General features: G+C 52.3%; 14 protein-coding genes. 5 read left to right on the plus strand and 9 right to left on the minus strand.

Annotation, left to right across the window (positions count from 1 at the left end; genetic code table 11):
* Positions 1–103 precede the first annotated feature (103 nt).
* The 5 genes from E7745_RS12740 to E7745_RS12760 all read left to right on the plus strand — a co-directional run bounded on the left by E7745_RS12740 (position 104) and on the right by E7745_RS12760 (position 6,656).
* Entirely contained in the window at positions 104–661 is a 558-nt protein-coding gene (locus E7745_RS12740; RefSeq protein WP_160631214.1) for a DUF3575 domain-containing protein, read from the plus strand.
* Between the two features lie 12 nt (positions 662–673).
* A complete protein-coding gene (locus E7745_RS12745) occupies positions 674–2,731 on the plus strand; it encodes a carboxypeptidase-like regulatory domain-containing protein (RefSeq protein WP_107032877.1) in 2,058 nt (685 codons plus the stop codon).
* A complete protein-coding gene (locus E7745_RS12750; RefSeq protein WP_124075921.1) occupies positions 2,728–5,004 on the plus strand; it encodes a hypothetical protein in 2,277 nt (758 codons plus the stop codon). The genes E7745_RS12745 and E7745_RS12750 overlap by 4 nt, the downstream gene beginning before the upstream one ends.
* Before the next feature lie 63 nt (positions 5,005–5,067).
* Positions 5,068–6,177, plus strand: coding sequence for a 2-iminoacetate synthase ThiH (gene thiH / locus E7745_RS12755; protein WP_123399218.1), 1,110 nt, complete (start codon positions 5,068–5,070; stop codon positions 6,175–6,177).
* A gap of 167 nt (positions 6,178–6,344) precedes the next feature.
* Positions 6,345–6,656 carry a phage holin family protein gene (locus E7745_RS12760; RefSeq protein ID WP_107032874.1) on the plus strand — a complete coding sequence of 104 codons (312 nt, stop codon included), beginning with the start codon at positions 6,345–6,347 and terminating at the stop codon, positions 6,654–6,656.
* 85 nt (positions 6,657–6,741) lie between these two features.
* On the opposite strand, the gene asnS is transcribed toward E7745_RS12760, so the two are convergent.
* The 9 genes from asnS to E7745_RS12805 all read right to left on the minus strand — a co-directional run bounded on the left by asnS (position 6,742) and on the right by E7745_RS12805 (position 17,227).
* On the minus strand, positions 6,742–8,133 hold the full coding sequence (asnS, locus tag E7745_RS12765; RefSeq protein WP_107032873.1) for an asparagine--tRNA ligase: 1,392 nt from the start codon (positions 8,131–8,133) through the stop codon (positions 6,742–6,744).
* Between the two features lie 24 nt (positions 8,134–8,157).
* Entirely contained in the window at positions 8,158–9,723 is a 1,566-nt protein-coding gene (locus tag E7745_RS12770; RefSeq protein WP_136408988.1) for a pseudouridine synthase, read from the minus strand.
* A gap of 184 nt (positions 9,724–9,907) precedes the next feature.
* The gene (purU, locus tag E7745_RS12775) at positions 9,908–10,777 is read right to left on the minus strand and encodes a formyltetrahydrofolate deformylase (RefSeq protein WP_255575962.1); all 870 of its coding nucleotides are present in this window, start codon (positions 10,775–10,777) and stop codon (positions 9,908–9,910) included.
* Between the two features lie 164 nt (positions 10,778–10,941).
* A complete protein-coding gene (pulA, locus tag E7745_RS12780) occupies positions 10,942–12,915 on the minus strand; it encodes a type I pullulanase (protein ID WP_136408989.1) in 1,974 nt (657 codons plus the stop codon).
* A 129-nt stretch (positions 12,916–13,044) separates the two neighbouring features.
* Positions 13,045–13,923, minus strand: a complete 879-nt coding sequence (locus E7745_RS12785) for a hypothetical protein (RefSeq protein WP_107032871.1) — start codon at positions 13,921–13,923, stop codon at positions 13,045–13,047.
* Positions 13,920–14,654 carry a 16S rRNA (cytidine(1402)-2'-O)-methyltransferase gene (gene rsmI, locus E7745_RS12790; RefSeq protein WP_107032870.1) on the minus strand — a complete coding sequence of 245 codons (735 nt, stop codon included), beginning with the start codon at positions 14,652–14,654 and terminating at the stop codon, positions 13,920–13,922. The genes E7745_RS12785 and rsmI overlap by 4 nt, the downstream gene beginning before the upstream one ends.
* Complete coding sequence (locus E7745_RS12795; RefSeq protein WP_123611150.1) at positions 14,654–15,262, minus strand: hypothetical protein; 609 nt, start codon at positions 15,260–15,262, stop codon at positions 14,654–14,656. The genes rsmI and E7745_RS12795 overlap by 1 nt, the downstream gene beginning before the upstream one ends.
* On the minus strand, positions 15,249–16,661 hold the full coding sequence (gene dacB, locus E7745_RS12800; RefSeq protein WP_136408990.1) for a D-alanyl-D-alanine carboxypeptidase/D-alanyl-D-alanine-endopeptidase: 1,413 nt from the start codon (positions 16,659–16,661) through the stop codon (positions 15,249–15,251). The genes E7745_RS12795 and dacB overlap by 14 nt, the downstream gene beginning before the upstream one ends.
* A complete protein-coding gene (locus E7745_RS12805; RefSeq protein WP_136408991.1) occupies positions 16,661–17,227 on the minus strand; it encodes a GNAT family N-acetyltransferase in 567 nt (188 codons plus the stop codon). Before E7745_RS12805 ends, dacB begins: the two co-directional genes overlap by 1 nt.
* Positions 17,228–17,230: the final 3 nt, after the last annotated feature.

Consider the following 17,230-nt stretch of genomic DNA (forward strand, 5'->3'; position numbering starts at 1 on the left):
AGCACCCTCTTGCGTCTATCAGTGGTTATTGCTTTTCATGTCTTCTGATGACATAATCACACACTATAACTTAACCGTTCAACTATTTTTACAATTTTCACCGATGACCAATAGGCTTTTTCTTTGGCTCCTCTCCATCCTCTCTTTCACACTATGCTATGTCCCGGCCAAAGCGCAGAGGGTCGCGTTGAAGACCAACACGCTTGACTGGGTGCTTATGTCGCCCAACCTCACCCTTGACACCCGTCTGTCACGCAGAGTCACTTTCGAGATCGGCGTTGCCGGAAATCCTCTCGACAAGACTGTCTACGGCTCAGATATCAAGCTCAAAAACCTGCGCATCGAACCGTCGCTGCGCTACTGGTTCAACCGCCCGATGGCCCGCCACTTCATGGGAGTAGCATTCAGCGGCGGAGTCTTCAACCTGCGCCTGCGCGAACACTGCTACAAAGGCAACGGAGTAGCCGCCGGTCTGACCTACGGCTATGCCCTCGTACTCAACCGACACTGGAACGTAGAATTCACTCTTGGACTTGGAATGGCACGTGTATGGGGCTACAACTATCTCTACCAGAACGGCCAGCCTGCCACCACAAACATGAGCCGGTGGGTGCCTGTGCCTGTCGGAACCGGAATTTCATTCTCTTACATTTTTAAATAATCCGCGAAAGAAATGGAAATGACAACAGCCAAACGCATCCTCTCCTCTATCGCGGCTATCCTTATGATAGCGCTCGCCGCTACAGCACGTGACATCAATGTCCGCGGCATCGTTACCAATTCACAGGGCGAGCCGATGCAGGGAGTCTGCATTTACAATGCTGAAAACGAACAGCTCCTCACAAGCACCAACGAAGAAGGCAAGTATCTCGTAATCATTGACGGCGACGGCAAGCTCGTGTTCTCCATCCTCGGCATGGAAGACACCGAAGTCCCCGTAGAGGGACGACTGACCATCGATGTTATGCTGACACGTTCCTCGATAACCCTTGATGAAGTCCTGGTCAAGGCCAAAGGCAAACTCAAGACCGTGGCCCCGGAGCCTACCGACATCGAGATCAAAGGTAACTATGCCCACATAAAGACCCGCATAAAAGTGCCTCACCGCTTGTTCGGCTCCTCCACCCGATTGATAATCCAGCCGGCACTCTACAATGTCTCGGCATCGAAAATGTGGTATCTCAAGCCACTCGTGTTTGACGGACGCCGCTACAACATCACCCAGGACCGAATGCTCGATTTTGATCTCAATGACGATCCGCTCACACCCTATGTAGAGGTCCAGAAACATTCAAGCCGCAAGGACGACATGATCTTCTGGAGCGACTCCGTCTATCTCGATAATCCTGACCACGACTTCCACTGCGACATGCTCATGGCAATGGAAAACTACAACCGCGTATTCTATCGCGACACCACAACCATAGCCCGCGGCACTGTCAACCCGATGCGCTTCTTCCAGTACAATCTGATCGGGACCGAAGTCACCGACACCACATTCTATCCGACACCTGAAATGCAGATGCGCGACACCCGTGGCGACGTCATGCTGACATTCCGCGTCAACGACGCCCGCCTTGACATGGACCAGGGCAACAACCGCTCTGAAATGAACTCGCTTCTGAGCCAGCTGCAGCGCATCGAAAACGACCCGGATGCCGCCCTCAAGAGCTTCTATATCTACTCCACTTCGTCGCCTGAAGGCAACTATGAGAAAAACGTGACTCTCTCGCAAAGACGCATGCAGTCGGCTCTTGACCTGATCATGGACAACCTCTCCCCCACTACCCGCCGATACATGGAAGTCAAAAGCGATGCCTCGGTCGAACCGTGGGAAACTCTCGTCAAAATGCTCCGTGCCGACAGCCTCAACACCGAAGCCGATGCAGTGGCCGAGATCATAGCCCGCTACCCCGGACAGATGGACATGCAGTCAGTCCGTGTGCGCAAACTGCCCTTCTATTCATCGCTAATACCCGAAAAATATCTTCCCCGCATGCGTAAGGTCAGCTATGAATTTCTGACATCGCAATACCGCTATCTGACCGACGATGAAATAGCCGAAGTTTACAAAACAGATCCCAAATCGCTTTCCCGCTTCGAATTCTTCCGTCTTTACCGCTATGTGGCCAAGACACCGGCTGAGAAAGAGGAATATCTGAAAAAAGCGCTTGAGACACATCCGAACTTCATTGTCGCCGCCACTGACCTCTCGGCCATGAAGCTCGAACGCGGCGAAGCGGACTACGACCTACTCGCCGCCTATCTCAAACCCGGAAACAAGACAAAGAAAATCCCCGACGAATCACGGCTCAACCACATAGCAGCCTGCCTCGCCTCTCACCACTATCTCGAAGCCGACTCGCTGGCATCGCTTCTGCCTGACACTCCGAAATTCCACAAAGCCAAGGTCTACACCGATGTGTTCAACGGACGCTATGAGGAAGCCATGCAGGAAGTAGCCGCCGAATCACCCATCAATGAAGTAGTGATACTCCTTGCCCTCAAAGCCAATGATCAGGCCTGGCGCAAGGCTTCAAAACTCGGAGGCTCAGCTGAAGAGGAATACCTCAAAGCTGTGGCGGCAAACCGTGTGGATGAATACATGGCAGCCGTAAGCCACCTTGAAAATGCTCTCCGCCTTAAGCCCGAACTTAAGGAAATCGCCAAAATAGACGGCGACCTTATTGACCTTATGGAAGAACGTGAAGAAGAGGAGGAACAGATATGAAAACCAATATACGCACCATCTGCACTATTATAAGCTCCTGCATTCTGCCCTTAGGCGCTTATGCCACCCAGGATGCTCCGGTGGCCATCGACTCGACTATGAACGCGCTTGACTACGTGCTCCAGCGCCCTGCCCCTGCCGAGAAATTCGCTCACAAACGCTTCGGCGACCATCTTTTCATCTCTATGGAAGGCGGCCCCGAATGGATGCGCCCCAACTCGCATCTGTCAGGTCCGTCATCCGAAAACGGTTACCGCGCAGGGATATCCATCGGAGACTGGATAACTCCCGTCCACGGCTGGCGTCTCGGAATCAGCGGCGGACGCCACCACGGACTCAGAGACTACAAACCGTATTTCGCAGCCCTCTCACTCGACTACATGATGAACCTCTCATCCCTGCTTCGAGGCGACAACCCCTCACGCCATTTCGAACTGGTCGGAATCATGGGAATCGAAGGCCAGGCGCTCCACCGCGAAGGTCACCGTCTCTGGGGTGTGGCCGGTGCCAGAATAGCCCTGCAGCCAAGAGTCTACCTCACATCATCCACCTATCTCTATGTGGAACCTCGTCTCGGCATCTACGGCGACAAGCTTGACGATGTCAAGACATGGCACAAATATGACTGGAACGCATCTGTCATGGTCGGTCTCGGCTACCGTATGGCCGGAGGAAAAGGCATCAGCGTGGACAACTCCATGTTTGCCAACAACCATTTCCGCGACAATCTCTTCATTGGTCTCTCAGGAGGAATTGTGTCAATCGGCGAAAACACCTCTGAATGGCGTGACCGCATAGGCGCCGCAGGAACCCTCTCTATCGGAAAATGGTTCAGCGCACCCGCCGGCCTGCGTCTTTCGATCGGCGGCGCGGAACTCCGGCAGCCCGCAGGATTCAAAAAACGCTACAGCACAATAGCCGATCTTGACTTCCTTTGGAATCTTAATTCGGCATTCGTAGGCTATAACCCCGATGCCAAAATAGAGACAAACGTGGTGCTGGGTGCAAGCGCAGCCTGCCTCTCAGGCGAAGGAAAGAAATTTTTCCCCGGGCTTCATGCCGGACTTCAGGGCATATGGAAAGTCTCACCCTCTGTAGGGCTCTATCTTGAACCCAATGTCAGGGCATTCGACAGTGAGATAGCTCGTGCCAGCCACCGCGTCGCTCTGATGCCGGGAATTAACGTTGGCCTCGTCTACCGCTTCAACACATCACCCGAATATGATGCCTACAAGTCGCATTTAGACTATCGAGAATTCCTCTCCTCACGCCGCTACTTCTTCGATCTGCTCGGCGGAGTGCTGATGCGTTCGCGCTCATGGCAGCCTAACTGCGCAGTGAGCCTGGGCTTCGGCAAATGGTACACCCCGGAGAGCGCCTGGAGAATCAACGGCGAATACGAATATTATAACACCGGAGCAAACTACCGCTCCCTTTCGCTCTCGGCCGACTATCTGTTGAGCCTGTCGACACTCGCCGGCGGCTTTGACAGCGAACGTAGCTTCGATCTTGATGCCTTTGTAGGCATGAACGCCGGTATCGCACATTATAACCATAAGCACAACAGCATTATCTGGGGACCAAGAGCCGGACTGCGCGGACGCATCGGCGTGTCACCCGCAGTCGACATCATCCTCGAACCTCAGGTGCAGCTGCTTGCCATCCCGAACTACACACGCCGTTTCAATCCTGAAGCACGTCTGCTCGCAGGCCTCAGCTACAAAATAGGCCGCACCAGGAAAGAACGTTCGGCCCATGCCTCTGCCACTGATTTATCGGAATTCCGCCCCTATGTCGGAATAGCGGGAGGCCCGATGCTCTACAGCGAAAGTTTCTCCAACACATCGTTCCGCAAAGTCTCCTGGGGCTTCAACGCCACAGCCGGAGGGTGGCTCACCGGCACCTCCGGACTGCAACTCTCATTCGCTTATGACTGTGTGCCCTTCAACCGGATCGTCAATCAGGAGATCAAAACCCTCAGCCTCGACTATATGCTCAATCTCACCCATGTGTTTACCGGAGAGACTGACCGCCGCTTTGAAATCAGCCCGATGGCCGGAATCGGCTTCGGCTGGGGATCATGCAGAAACTCCAAGACATCACTGGCTCTTGAAGGCGGCCTGCGCGCCAGCTATCGCCTGACCGACAACATCGGTCTGACACTGACTCCGATGGTGACCGTCTGGCAGCCACGAATCAATGGCGAAAAACACAACGGCCACCACTTCGTGGGAGTCGGTCGCCTACCGCTTGGCATAACCTACCGATTTTAACCGAGAGGCTGACGCTGCTCTCTCGCGTCGGCCTCTTGCAAAAACATAAACACCAAAACTCTTATGTTTTCAGAAGAACTAAAAAAATATGACTGGGATGAGACCACACGTTTCATCCAGTCTCGCACGGCAGCTCACGTCGAGAGTGCCCTGCGCAAGCAGCATCTCAGTGTCGAAGACTTCATGGCACTGATCTCGCCTGCCGCGGAGCCTTATCTCGAACAGATGGCGCAGCTTAGTCACCGCTACACTATGGAGCGCTTCGGCAAAACCATCTCTCTCTACATTCCGCTCTATGTGTCTAACGCGTGTACTAACTCCTGTGTGTATTGTGGCTTCAACCACAACAACCCCCTCGAACGAGTCACACTGACCCTTGATCAGGTCAAGGCCGAATGCGAGGCCATCCGCCGTCTAGGTCCTTTTGAAAACCTGCTTATCGTATCCGGTGAATTCCCGGCCCTCAACGGCGTAGACTATCTTGAAAAGGTGTTGAATGTGGCGCGTCCCTATTTCAACAATCTCACCATCGAAGTGATGCCAATGAAGACCGAAAGCTACGCACGTTTGGTTGAAAGCGGTCTTAACGGAGTGGTATGCTTCCAGGAGACCTACAATGCCGCCAACTACAAAACCTATCACCCCAAAGGCATGAAGTCCATTTTCGACTGGCGCGTCAACGGCTTCGACCGCATGGGCCAGGCCGGGGTCCACAAAATCGGCATGGGAGTGCTCATAGGTCTCGAAGACTGGCGCACCGACCTTGCAATGCTTGCCCGCCACCTGCGCTATCTGCGCAAAAACTACTGGCGCACCCGCTACAGCGTGAATTTCCCGCGCATGTGCCCGGCCGAGGGCGGCTATCAGCCCAAGGTCGTGATGAGCGACCGCGAACTGGCTCAGGTGACATTCGCTTTCCGCATATTCGACCACGATGTGGACATATCTTATTCTACACGCGAGGATCCGGAGTTCCGCGCCAATATGATGAAACTCGGTGTCACCTCCATGAGTGCCGGAAGCAAGACCGAACCGGGCGGATACTGCTCTACGCCTGACGCACTCGAACAGTTCGAGGTGTCTGACCCACGCTCGCCTGAAGCTGTGGCAGCCGACATCCGCCGCCTCGGATATGAAGCCGTCTGGAAAGACTGGGACAAGATCTTCGATTGACCTGAGAGTGTAATTCCACACACCAATACAAGAGCCGGTTGGACAACCCTGTCAGCCGGCTCTTGAAGTTTTTATCAGCGTTTTATTACTGCATGACAAAACTTTTTCACTCCGCAGCCATTTATTATATATAACATTACTCACTTATAAAACTATTTGACTGTCTTATGAAATCTTTTGGCAAAGGCCTTTTCTGGATTGGCTTCATACTCCTGATGGGAGTGGTAATAGCATATATGATAACGATGTTTGTCGGAGTTGTGGCTCTCGCGTCATGGACCACCGCCGTCACATTCGGCGCGCTGATAATTGTCGGCGGAATTTTCATGCTCATAGGCCGTGCCTCAGAGCGCCGTGGCGAAATGAAGCGCTTCATCGAAAATGAGAAGAAAGATATAGCCACAGCAGAAAAAAAAGCTTCATCCGCTACTGATGAAAGTCAGGCATCAACCATCCCCACCTCTTCGCAGATGCAGTAACAGTCAGGCTCTCTACGAAACAAAACGCCGGATTCCTTCTCGGAGTCCGGCGTTTCTACTATATAAAGAAAATGATTCAGTATTATCAGAATTCAGCCTTGCCCGGAGTGCGCGGGAAAGGAATGACGTCACGGATGTTGGTCATGCCGGTAACAAAGAGCACTAGGCGTTCGAATCCGAGACCGAAGCCGGAGTGAGGCACTGAACCGAAGCGGCGGGTATCGAGATACCACCACATATCCTTCATCGGGATATCGAGTTCCTCAATGCGGGCCAGAAGCTTGTCATAATTTTCCTCGCGTTCAGAACCTCCGATGATTTCACCGATATGCGGGAAGAGCACGTCCATAGCGCGGACTGTCTTGCCGTCTTCGTTCTGCTTCATGTAGAAGGCCTTGATTTCTTTCGGATAATCTGTAAGGATCACGGGCTTCTTGAAGTGTTCTTCCACAAGATAGCGTTCGTGTTCGCTCTGAAGGTCGGTGCCCCAGTGCACAGGGAATTCGAACTTCTTGCCTGATTCCTCAAGAATCTTCACGCCCTCGCCGTAAGTCAGACGCACGAAGTCATTCTCGACCACGAACTTCAGACGCTCGATGAGATCCTTGTCATACATATCCTGAAGGAAGGTGATGTCATCAATGCAGTGTTCGAGCGCATAGTTGATGCAGTATTTCACAAACTCCTCGGCAAGATCCATGTTGTCAGTGATGTCATAGAAAGCCATTTCCGGCTCGATCATCCAGAACTCTGACAGGTGGCGCGGAGTGTTTGAATTCTCAGCGCGGAAAGTCGGGCCGAATGTGTAGATCTCACCGAGAGCGGTGGCGCCGAGCTCGCCTTCGAGCTGACCTGACACAGTCAGTGCGGTCGGCTTGCCGAAGAAATCCTGAGAATAGTCGGTCTTGCCGTCTTCAGTCTTGGGAAGGTTGTTGAGGTCAAGGGTTGTGACCTGGAACATGGCTCCGGCACCCTCACAGTCACTCGCTGTGATCAGCGGAGTGTGGAGATACTGGAATCCCCGTTCGTTAAAGAATTTGTGGATGGCGAAAGCCAGTGCGCTGCGCACTCGCAGCACGGCTCCGAACGTATTGGTGCGGGGACGCAGGTGAGCTATCTCGCGAAGGAATTCCAATGTGTGGCCCTTCTTCTGCAGGGGATAGCTTTCAACATCGGCTGTGCCGTAGACCTTAAGGCTCTCGGCCTGCACTTCGCAGGTCTGGCCTTTGCCCTGCGACTCTACAAGCATGCCTTTGACGCAGATGCTTGATCCGGTTGTGACTGGCTTGAGTTCCTCATCGCTGAACTTGGCCATGTCAAACACAATCTGTATATTTTTTATTGTAGAGCCGTCACTGAGTTGCACAAACTGCACGTGTTTGTTGCCGCGGCGGGTGCGCACCCAGCCTTTGGCTTCAACCTCGGTTCCGATCAAAGACGAATCTTTGAGCAGATCAGCTACTTTTGTTCTTTTCATTTGCAAGAGTCTGATTAGTAATGATTATTCAAACGAGCCCATTTTGAGGAAGTTTACTTCTTCCTGGGTCAGATAGCGCCAGCGACCGCGGGGCAGGTTCTTCTTGGTGAGTCCGGCGAAGTAAACGCGGTCGAGCTTGGTCACGTGATAGCCGAGGCTTTCAAAGATACGGCGCACGATGCGATTGCGTCCGGAGTGGATCTCGATACCGGCCTGGTTGCGGTCAGTGTCGGTGGCATATGAGATAGCATCGGCGTGGATAGGTCCGTCTTCAAGCTCAATGCCGTCAGCAATACGCTGCATATCCTCTTCGGCTATATCTTTGTCAGTCCAGACATGGTAGATCTTTTTCTTGACATATTTGGGGTGGGTCAGCTTGGAAGCGAGATCGCCGTCGTTGGTAAGCAGAAGCACACCGGTTGTGTTGCGGTCGAGACGGCCTACGGGGTAGATGCGTTCGTCGCAGGCTCCCTTGACGAGATCCATCACAGTCAGACGTCCGTTGGGATCATCGCTGGTGGTCACGCAGTCTTTCGGCTTGTTGAGCAGGATGTAGCACTTGCTTTCCAGTGCCACTACCTTTTCATCATATTCAACCACATCGCTGTGTGAGATCTTTGTTCCGAGTTCGGTGACAACATTGCCGTTGACCTTGATCAGACCCTGCTGGATGAATTCATCAGCTTCGCGGCGCGAGCAGAGACCTGCATTGGCCATGAACTTGTTGAGACGGATCTGTTCATTTGGATCGGGCAGCGGCATTTCATATTCTATGCGGCGGGGGCGCGGAGTGAAGCTGCGACCTCCCTGCGGCATTCCATACTGGTTCTGGCGGGGAGCCTGCTTTTTGAATCCACCCTGACGGTTGTTGTAGCCGTTCTGGTTGTTATAGCCACCCTGGCGGTTGTTGTTATAGCCGCCCTGATTGTTATAACGGTTATTGTTATAGCCGCCCTGACGATTGTTGTTGTAGCCGCCCTGACGATTGTTGTTGTAGCCGCCCTGGCGGTTGTTGTTGTAGCTGCCCTGACGGTTGTTGTTGTAGCCGCCCTGGCGGTTGTTGTTGTAGCTGCCCTGACGGTTGTTGCTGTAGCCGCCCTGGCGATTGTTGTTATAGCCGCCCTGACGATTGTTGTTGTAGCCGCCTTGATTGTTATAACGGTTATTGTTGTAACGGGGCTGATAGCCTCCGCCTGCGTTTTCGCCTTCTGATGAAGTTGCGTTCACGCTTCCTTCGGGTGAAGTCTGAGGCTCTCCTTCGAGCTGGGGATTAGCCTGCGGACGGGGCTGATAATTATTGTTGTAGCGGTTATTATTGTTGTTGTAACGGTTATAACCGCCCTGGTTGTTATTGTTGTAACGGTTGTTGTTATAGCCGCCCTGACGATTGTTGTTATAGGGACGCGGCTGATATGGACGGTTGTTGCCATAAGAGCTGTTGCCATAGGAAGACTGATGACGTTCCTGGCGTTCCTGGCCCTCATGTCCACCTTCCTGTGATGAGAAGTCACTGCGGTTTTCTACACTGTCTGAATTGATGGGGCGAACTCCGATTCGCGGGCGTTTGCTTTTCTTTTCGTTGCTGTCCATGAGTGGTTTTCTGAATTTTGGAAGTTTGAGAATTTCCTATCGGATATTGTAATTGTGATGCCAGGCTCTCCTGCTTGGCCAACACAACTGCAAAAGTAATCATTATTTTCAATTTTTCCTATATCCTGACAATGAAAATTTTGCTATTTTTTCACGCCTTTTTCGCAGCAACGCCGAGCAGGCATCAGCTGAACACAACGGTTTTGTTGTTATATGTCAGTATTTTACGCTGTATATGCTTTTCAACGGCCCGCGAGAGCACTATTTTTTCCAGATCACGGCCTTTCTTGACAAGTTCATCGATGGTATCCTTGTGTGAGATACGGGCCACGTCCTGCTCTATGATCGGTCCGGCGTCAAGGTCGGCTGTGACATAGTGACTCGTGGCTCCGATGAGTTTCACGCCTCTCTCATAGGCCTGATGGTAAGGCTTGGCTCCTACAAAAGCCGGAAGGAAGGAATGGTGTATGTTGATGATGCGGTTAGGATATCGCCTGATGAAATCCTCTGAAAGCACCTGCATGTAACGGGCAAGCACTATGAAATCAACCTTATGCCGGTCAAGTATCACAAACTCACGTTTTTCCATTTCCTCCTTGTTGTCGCGTGTGACCGGAATGTGCTCGAACGGTATGCCGAACTGCTTTCCGGCTATAGCGAGATCAGGATGATTGCTGATGATCACAGGAATATCAACATCCCACTCGCCGGCCATATGGCGCGCGAGCATATCGTAGAGACAATGTGACATCTTGCCGACGAAGATAGCCATACGCTGCCTGCGGGTGGAGAAACTGATGCGGTAGGTCAGTTCATAGCGCCGGGCATAAAGGGTGTTGAAATATTCATCGATCTTTTCGGCCGGGATCATGAAGTTTTCAAGCTCCCACTCTACGCGCATGTAGAATATGCCGTTCTGACGGTCTACATACTGGTCGAGATAGATGATATTTCCTCTGTTTGTTGTGATGAAATCTGTTATTACAGCTATGATTCCGGGCTGATCCGGACAGTGCATACGCAGGATGGCGGTAGGTTTCTTTCTGTTATCCACGACGGTTTGCTTTTTCAGATAAGTAACTAATTTCAATATTCCGCAAATATACTCAATTTTCCACTACCCTAAAAACATCAGCATAAAAAATCCGCGCTCCGGAAGCTGAAGGCTTCTGAAGCGCGGGGCCTATATCTTGTAAAGATTGCCGGAAAAACAATCTTCTACTGCGGCAAGGCGAGTATGAGAGCCGAGCGCGGAGCCACTGTCATTCTGCCGCCCTTGCTTTCGCCAAGTCCTGAGGCGGAAATGTGGCCGTCATCAGCGATCACAAGCCACTTGCCGCGCGGAATCTTCACTTCACGGGCCTCATCGGCTCCGTTGAACACCACTTTGATCTCTTTCCACTGATCGCCGTTCGCATGGTCTTTCAGTGAATAGGAAATGAGATTCGGTTCCTTGACATTGTCAAATTTCAGATGCCTGGCCACCTGATCGGCTGTAGCCATTCTGAATGCAGGATGCTCCTTGCGCAGCTTGATCAGCTCGCGGTAATAGTCAAACTGTTCGCGGTTGACATGCTTGAGATTCCAGTCGATAGCGTTGATCGAGTCAGGCGACTTGTAGGAGTTGTGGACTCCTTTCTTATCACGGAAAATCTCTTCGCCGGCAAACATAAATGGTGTGCCCTGCGAGGTGAACACTATGGTCTGGGCCAGACGTGCCGCGCGCTGACGGTCGGCCTCGCTTGCGTCAGGCATCGACTTGCGCAGTTTGTCGGTTAGCATCAGATCGTCATGACACGAAACATAGTTGATGATCTGTGTCGGAACCGAGGCATAGGCGAATTTAGAGTTGTTGCCCTTTGAATAGTCTACCTGCGGATGGGCTGTGGCACCTACAATACCGATCTTCACAGTCTCTTCCAGTCCGGGCTTACCGGTGGCGAATCCGCGGTCAGAGGCATCGGTATAATGCCCCTTGACAGCGTCACGGATGTCATCGCTGAACACCGCCACCTGAGGCATCTTGCTGACATTCTCTTTCAAAGCGCGCTGGCTGACAGGCAGAGGCGAGTCACCTGCTGTCCAGCCTTCGCCATAGACAAAAATATCAGGATTGATCTCTTTCAGCGCGGCAGCCACCTCATTCATTGTCTCGATGTCATGAATGGCCATCAGGTCAAAGCGGAATCCGTCAATGTGATATTCCTTTGCCCAGTATTTGACAGAGTTGACAATAAAGTCGCGCATCTGCCGGCGGTCAGAAGCTGTCTCATTGCCGCAGCCCGACGCATCGCTGTAACTGCCGTCAGGACGGTGACGGTAATAGTAGCCGGGAGCGGTCAGAGAGAAATTGGAGTTGTCATTGTCGGCAGTGTGATTGTAGACCACGTCCATGATCACTCCGATGCCGTTGTCATGCAGCGACTTGACCATCTCTTTCATTTCTCGGATTCTTGCTGACGGATCGGCCGGATTGGTCGAATAGGAGCCTTCGGGCGCATTGTAGTTGTAGGGATCATAACCCCAGTTATACTGGTTGGAAGGCAGATTTGCTTCGTCGACACTGTTATAGTCGTATGACGGAAGAATATGGACATGCGTGATGCCAAGCTCTTTCAGATGGTCAATTCCGGTTGCTTCGCCGTCAGGACTGGTGGTTGACGGTTCGGTCAGAGCGAGAAATTTTCCTTTGTTGACTATACCGGATGACGGGTCGACCGAAAAATCCCGGTGGTGCATCTCATAGATGACGGCATCGTTGATATGTGCGATGGCCGGGCCCTTGTCGCTCTCCCACCCTTCCGGATCAGTGGCGGCAAAATCGATCACCGCCGCACGGTGGCCGTTGGTACCGACAGCCTTGGCCCAGACTCCGGGAGTTTCGTCAAGCCACTTGCCGTTGTCGAGAATCGAGAAGGTGTAGAATGAGCCGTAGAGCTGACGCGGCACTGCCGCAACCCAAGTTCCACCCTCGCCGCGGGTCATGTCAATAGTATCCACAGCTTGTGTGTTTCGGTCACTGTCATAGAGAATCACTCTTGCCGCCTGAGCTTTAGGCGACCACAGACGCCAGTGTGTTCCCTTGCTGTCCACTGTCAGTTCAAGATCCTCACCGGAATAGGTGGGATAAGTCTGAAAGACTGCATCGGGGTTCTCTGCCTTTGTGGCTACGGATGCGCTTAATGCGAGCATTGTCAGATAGATTGATCTTTGATGCATTGGATTGAATGATATGGTATTAAAATGAAAAGAATCGGGAGCGCGAACTCCCGATAGGTAAGTATGTATATAATGATATTTTTTATCAATCCGAGCCGGTCATCAGTCAACCTCGATCACCAGGAAGTCTGAAAGCTGCCAGAATTTTGCTGGATCTGAAATTCTTATTACTTTCTGACCATTGACGTCAACGATCGTGTAGGAACCCTTGGGCTGAGAGGTGAGCACTTTGGCCTTCTTGCTGTGAGTGGGGATCTCGGCGAGGGTGCGACGGTCACCGGCGGTGAAATAGCTCATGTCGAAATTGCCTTCCATCACTTTGGTCTTGCGGAGGAAACCGGACTGAAGAATCTTCTTTTCTTTAAGTTCCTTACCGGTTCCAATGGCATAATATACAGTGTTGAGTTCGTTGGTAGCGGCATTGGCAGCTTCCTGCGCGGCTTCTTTCTGCTCGCGTTCTGCTGTCAGACCGGTGTTGAGCGAGTCAACGTCGCTGTTCAGATGAGTCACCTGATTGTTAAGTTCTTCAATTCGGATGTTGGCGCTCGCAAGCTGATTTGTCAGAGTGGCGATTTCAGTCTGCTGCTCGGCCATCTGCGCTTTCAGATTTGCGATTGTACGTTTGAGAGTGCTGCTCTCACCGCCGTTGTCGGCAAGTTTCTTTTCGAGTTCGGCAAGACGTTCGCGACGCTCCTGAAGAGCTTTCTGTATGGCGATCATGTCATTCTTGATCTGGTCTCTGCGTGACACCGATTCACCGAGTGAGCCGGGAGTCGAGATGATCTTTTCGAGATCTTTGATCTGATTCATGCCGTCTGAAATGTCATTGACAAGAACCAGAAGACTGTCTTGGGTGGCAAGCGTCTCACAAAGATCGCCTTTCAGCTGTTCATTCTGAGCTTCGGCTTCACGAAGTTTACCTCCGTTACAGGCGCTGAGTATTGCAGTAGCAATAACTGCCAAGGTTGCAAGCTTTTTCATAAATCTGTTGTTGAATGTGAGTTTTGTCTATATTTATTCTTATGTACCTTAGGTGCCTTATCATCCCGTGCACCTACGATTATAACAATTTCTCCTCGCGGAATGTTTTCTGTGAAGTAATTCTTCAGTTCGTCGAGCGTTCCGTTGACGGTGGTGTTATGCAGTTTCGAGATCTCACGGCTGACAGAAGCCTCTCGCTCTCCGCCACAAGCCACTGCAAGCTGCTCAAGTGTCTTCACAAGCCTCAGCGGCGATTCATAGATGATTGAGGTGCAGTCACTGGCGGCGATTTTCTCCAGCCTTGTCTGACGGCCCTTTTTCGGCGGTAGAAATCCCTCGAATGTGAATCGGTCTGTAGGAAGCCCTGAATTTACGAGCGCTGGCACAAAAGCCGTGGCACCCGGCAGGGTTTCCACCTCGATTCCATCGCGCCGGCACTCACGTGTCAGCAGAAATCCCGGATCACTGATGCCCGGAGTGCCGGCATCCGAGATCAGCGCAACTGTCTCTCCGGCAAGAAGCTGGTCAATGATCGGCCTTACTGTGGCATGTTCGTTGAACTTATGATGGCTCGAACAGGGGGTGGTGATTTCGAAATGGCGCAGAAGCACTGCCGAAGTCCTTGTGTCCTCGGCATAGATGCGGTCACAGCTCTTAAGCACCTCGATGGCTCTCGGTGTCATATCGGCCATATTACCGACCGGGGTAGGAACTATATAGAGTCTGCCCATCAGAAATGTTTTGCGACTATAGCCATGAATTCCTTGACCTCTTCCTTTTCTGAATCCCAGCAGAGATCGTTGTAGAAATATTCCTCGGCTTCATCCATATCGGCCATCGAGCCTATCACTTCAAGTGTCTCCTTGAACTCCTCGTTTGAGTTGCGGAAAAGTTCACGGCAGAAACGGAAGCGGTCATTCAGAGTGAAAGCCTTTGAAATATCAGCCGCACGTTCGCGGGCAAGTTTTTCGTCAAGAGTCAGTCCTGACGGCGCCTCATCGGCATCGGCCTTTTCTTCAGCCTCGGCGCTTTCCGCTATTTCAGATTCCGGAGTCCGGACATCGGCATCCTCATGGCTGACAGCCGCTGTCTCGGCGGGAATCTCAGCCTCGGCTTCGGCCTCCTGCTCCTCAACCGCGGCATCGGCATCGGCTGCCGGAGCGTCACAGACTACCGCGGCATCGCAGGCTGCAAGCGCATCGGCAAGCAGCTTTGCCTTGCCGGCAAGCAGCTCTTTCATTTCAGACGGAGTCTCGTCGCCGCGGTTGATCCGGAGCAACAGCAATCCCTCTATCTCGTAGGCCAGGTTCAGCAGGCCGGTCATATCATTGTTCATCATTCGGATTTTCAGTTATAGTCTCTTCCTCTGAAAGATTTTCAGACTGCAAACTTACGTCAAATTTTTCTAATAACAATCTCTCTATGTCATTTTTTAACGCCGCACGGCTGCAACGGAAATTGTTGACCATAAAAATTATCACATGGGTCGGATGGCCGTTTTCATCAAAAAGATAGCCCGCATAGCTCTGCACTCCTCTCATCGAACCGGTCTTCATGGCCACGCGCCCTTCCAGAGAGGTCCCCAAAAGGAAATTGCGCATCGTGCCGTCATATCCGGCACGAGGGAAGAGCGAACTGTAGTCACCGCCGAAAGAATCTGTGATCATATACTGATAGATTCCGGCAAGGAAACGCGCTGTCAGACGGTTGTCACGCGAGAGTCCGCTGCCGTCCTTGATCACTACGCCGTGAGGGCTGATTCCTGACAGAGACCACACCGCCATCTCTTCCTTTATGGCATCCTCGCGGGTGCCCCCAGGGGTGATGGCCCGCAGAATCCCTTCTGCCATAAGATTGTCTGACCGGAACATCAGGCTGCGCATGATTTCTCCGAGGCTCGGCGAATGATGTTCATAGACAGTCCATGAGTCCTGAGAAGAGGCGGTCTTGTTGCCTCCGATTTCAATCCCGCTGTCAAGCAACACGGTCACTATCTCATGGCGCATGGCTTTCCACGGATTGGGCATGGAGAACACGTCGTTGAGTCCGCGACGCTGATTCCCGCTGACAATGAAGGTCTCGGATCCGTCCTTGCGGTCTATCTTGACCCTGCGGCGCTTTGGATTCGTATAGGAGAATTTCAGATCAGGCACAAAAGGCTCAGTCTCTTTCGAGGGCAGACGCAGTCTGAATCTGTTGTCGCGGAAATTGGCTCCCTGGAGTCTGGCTCCATATGGCCACGGTATGTCCTCGTCCATCCATCCCGGAGGAGTAGTGGCATCTGGAAAATCGGAGGAGTCAATTATGACATCGCCGGTGACGGATGTGACGCCAAGCCGGCGCAGACCGGCGGCAATGCTGTCGGCAAAGCCCTGGGATGACGGCAGAAACTGTGATTCGATTGTCGGATCACCGCAGACTCTGACCACGATATTGCCTGAAAGCACTCCGTCACTGATGCTTCCATCGGCCACCACGGGTGTGATGAAACATTCGCTCGTATCAGCAAGGTTCAGCATCGACCCTACGGTCACTGACTTCATGACTGACGCCGGAATCAGTGACCTGTCTACGTTTTCCGAAACTATATCCGCGCCGAAACGCAGATCGCGGATAAGGATTGCGGTGTTGACTGAGTCAATGCCGCTGACACGCAGCGGAAAGGCAGAGGCCGAGACAGCCCCGCTCAGAAAAATAACGGCGGTGACCGCTATGCGGCAAATTTTCTTGATTACCATCAGCCTTTGAATTGCATATGGTCCATCATGACGTAACAGAACGGACGCTCTCCTACCGCGCGGAAACCTACACGCTCGTATAGACGGCGCGCACGGTGATTGTCTTTGTCAACCAGCAGTCCGGCCGGCTTGCCTGCGTCAGCCGCTCTCTCCACAGCTCCCTTAATCAGCATCGCGGCTATGCCTTGCCCGCGGTATTCGGGAAGCACTGCCAGTGTGTCAAGATAAAATTCATCAGCATCAGTCTCATCTTCGACATCATCAAGGTTCTTGTCAAGGACAGTCTTGACAAGCTCAAAAAACGGCTTGCGCAGTTCGGCGAGCTGAGCCCCGTCATAGGACACTATGACTCCTACAGCCTTTCCGTCATCATCGGCTGCCACAAGTGTATTGAGATAGCTGTACTGGCTGTCATCTCTTTCAGCCAGCGTGGTGAACAGGCGTTCCACATCTGCAAGCGTTCTGTTTTCGCCTGCAAGGTTCTCACATATTTCCGCTCCCACTGCATCCATTATTGAACGGGCTATCAGAGGTGCGTCAGCCTTTCTGGCCTTTATTATTTCCATTTT

The sequence above is a fragment of the Duncaniella sp. C9 genome (genome assembly GCF_004803935.1).
Taxonomy (GTDB): Bacteria; Bacteroidota; Bacteroidia; order Bacteroidales; family Muribaculaceae; genus Duncaniella; species Duncaniella muris.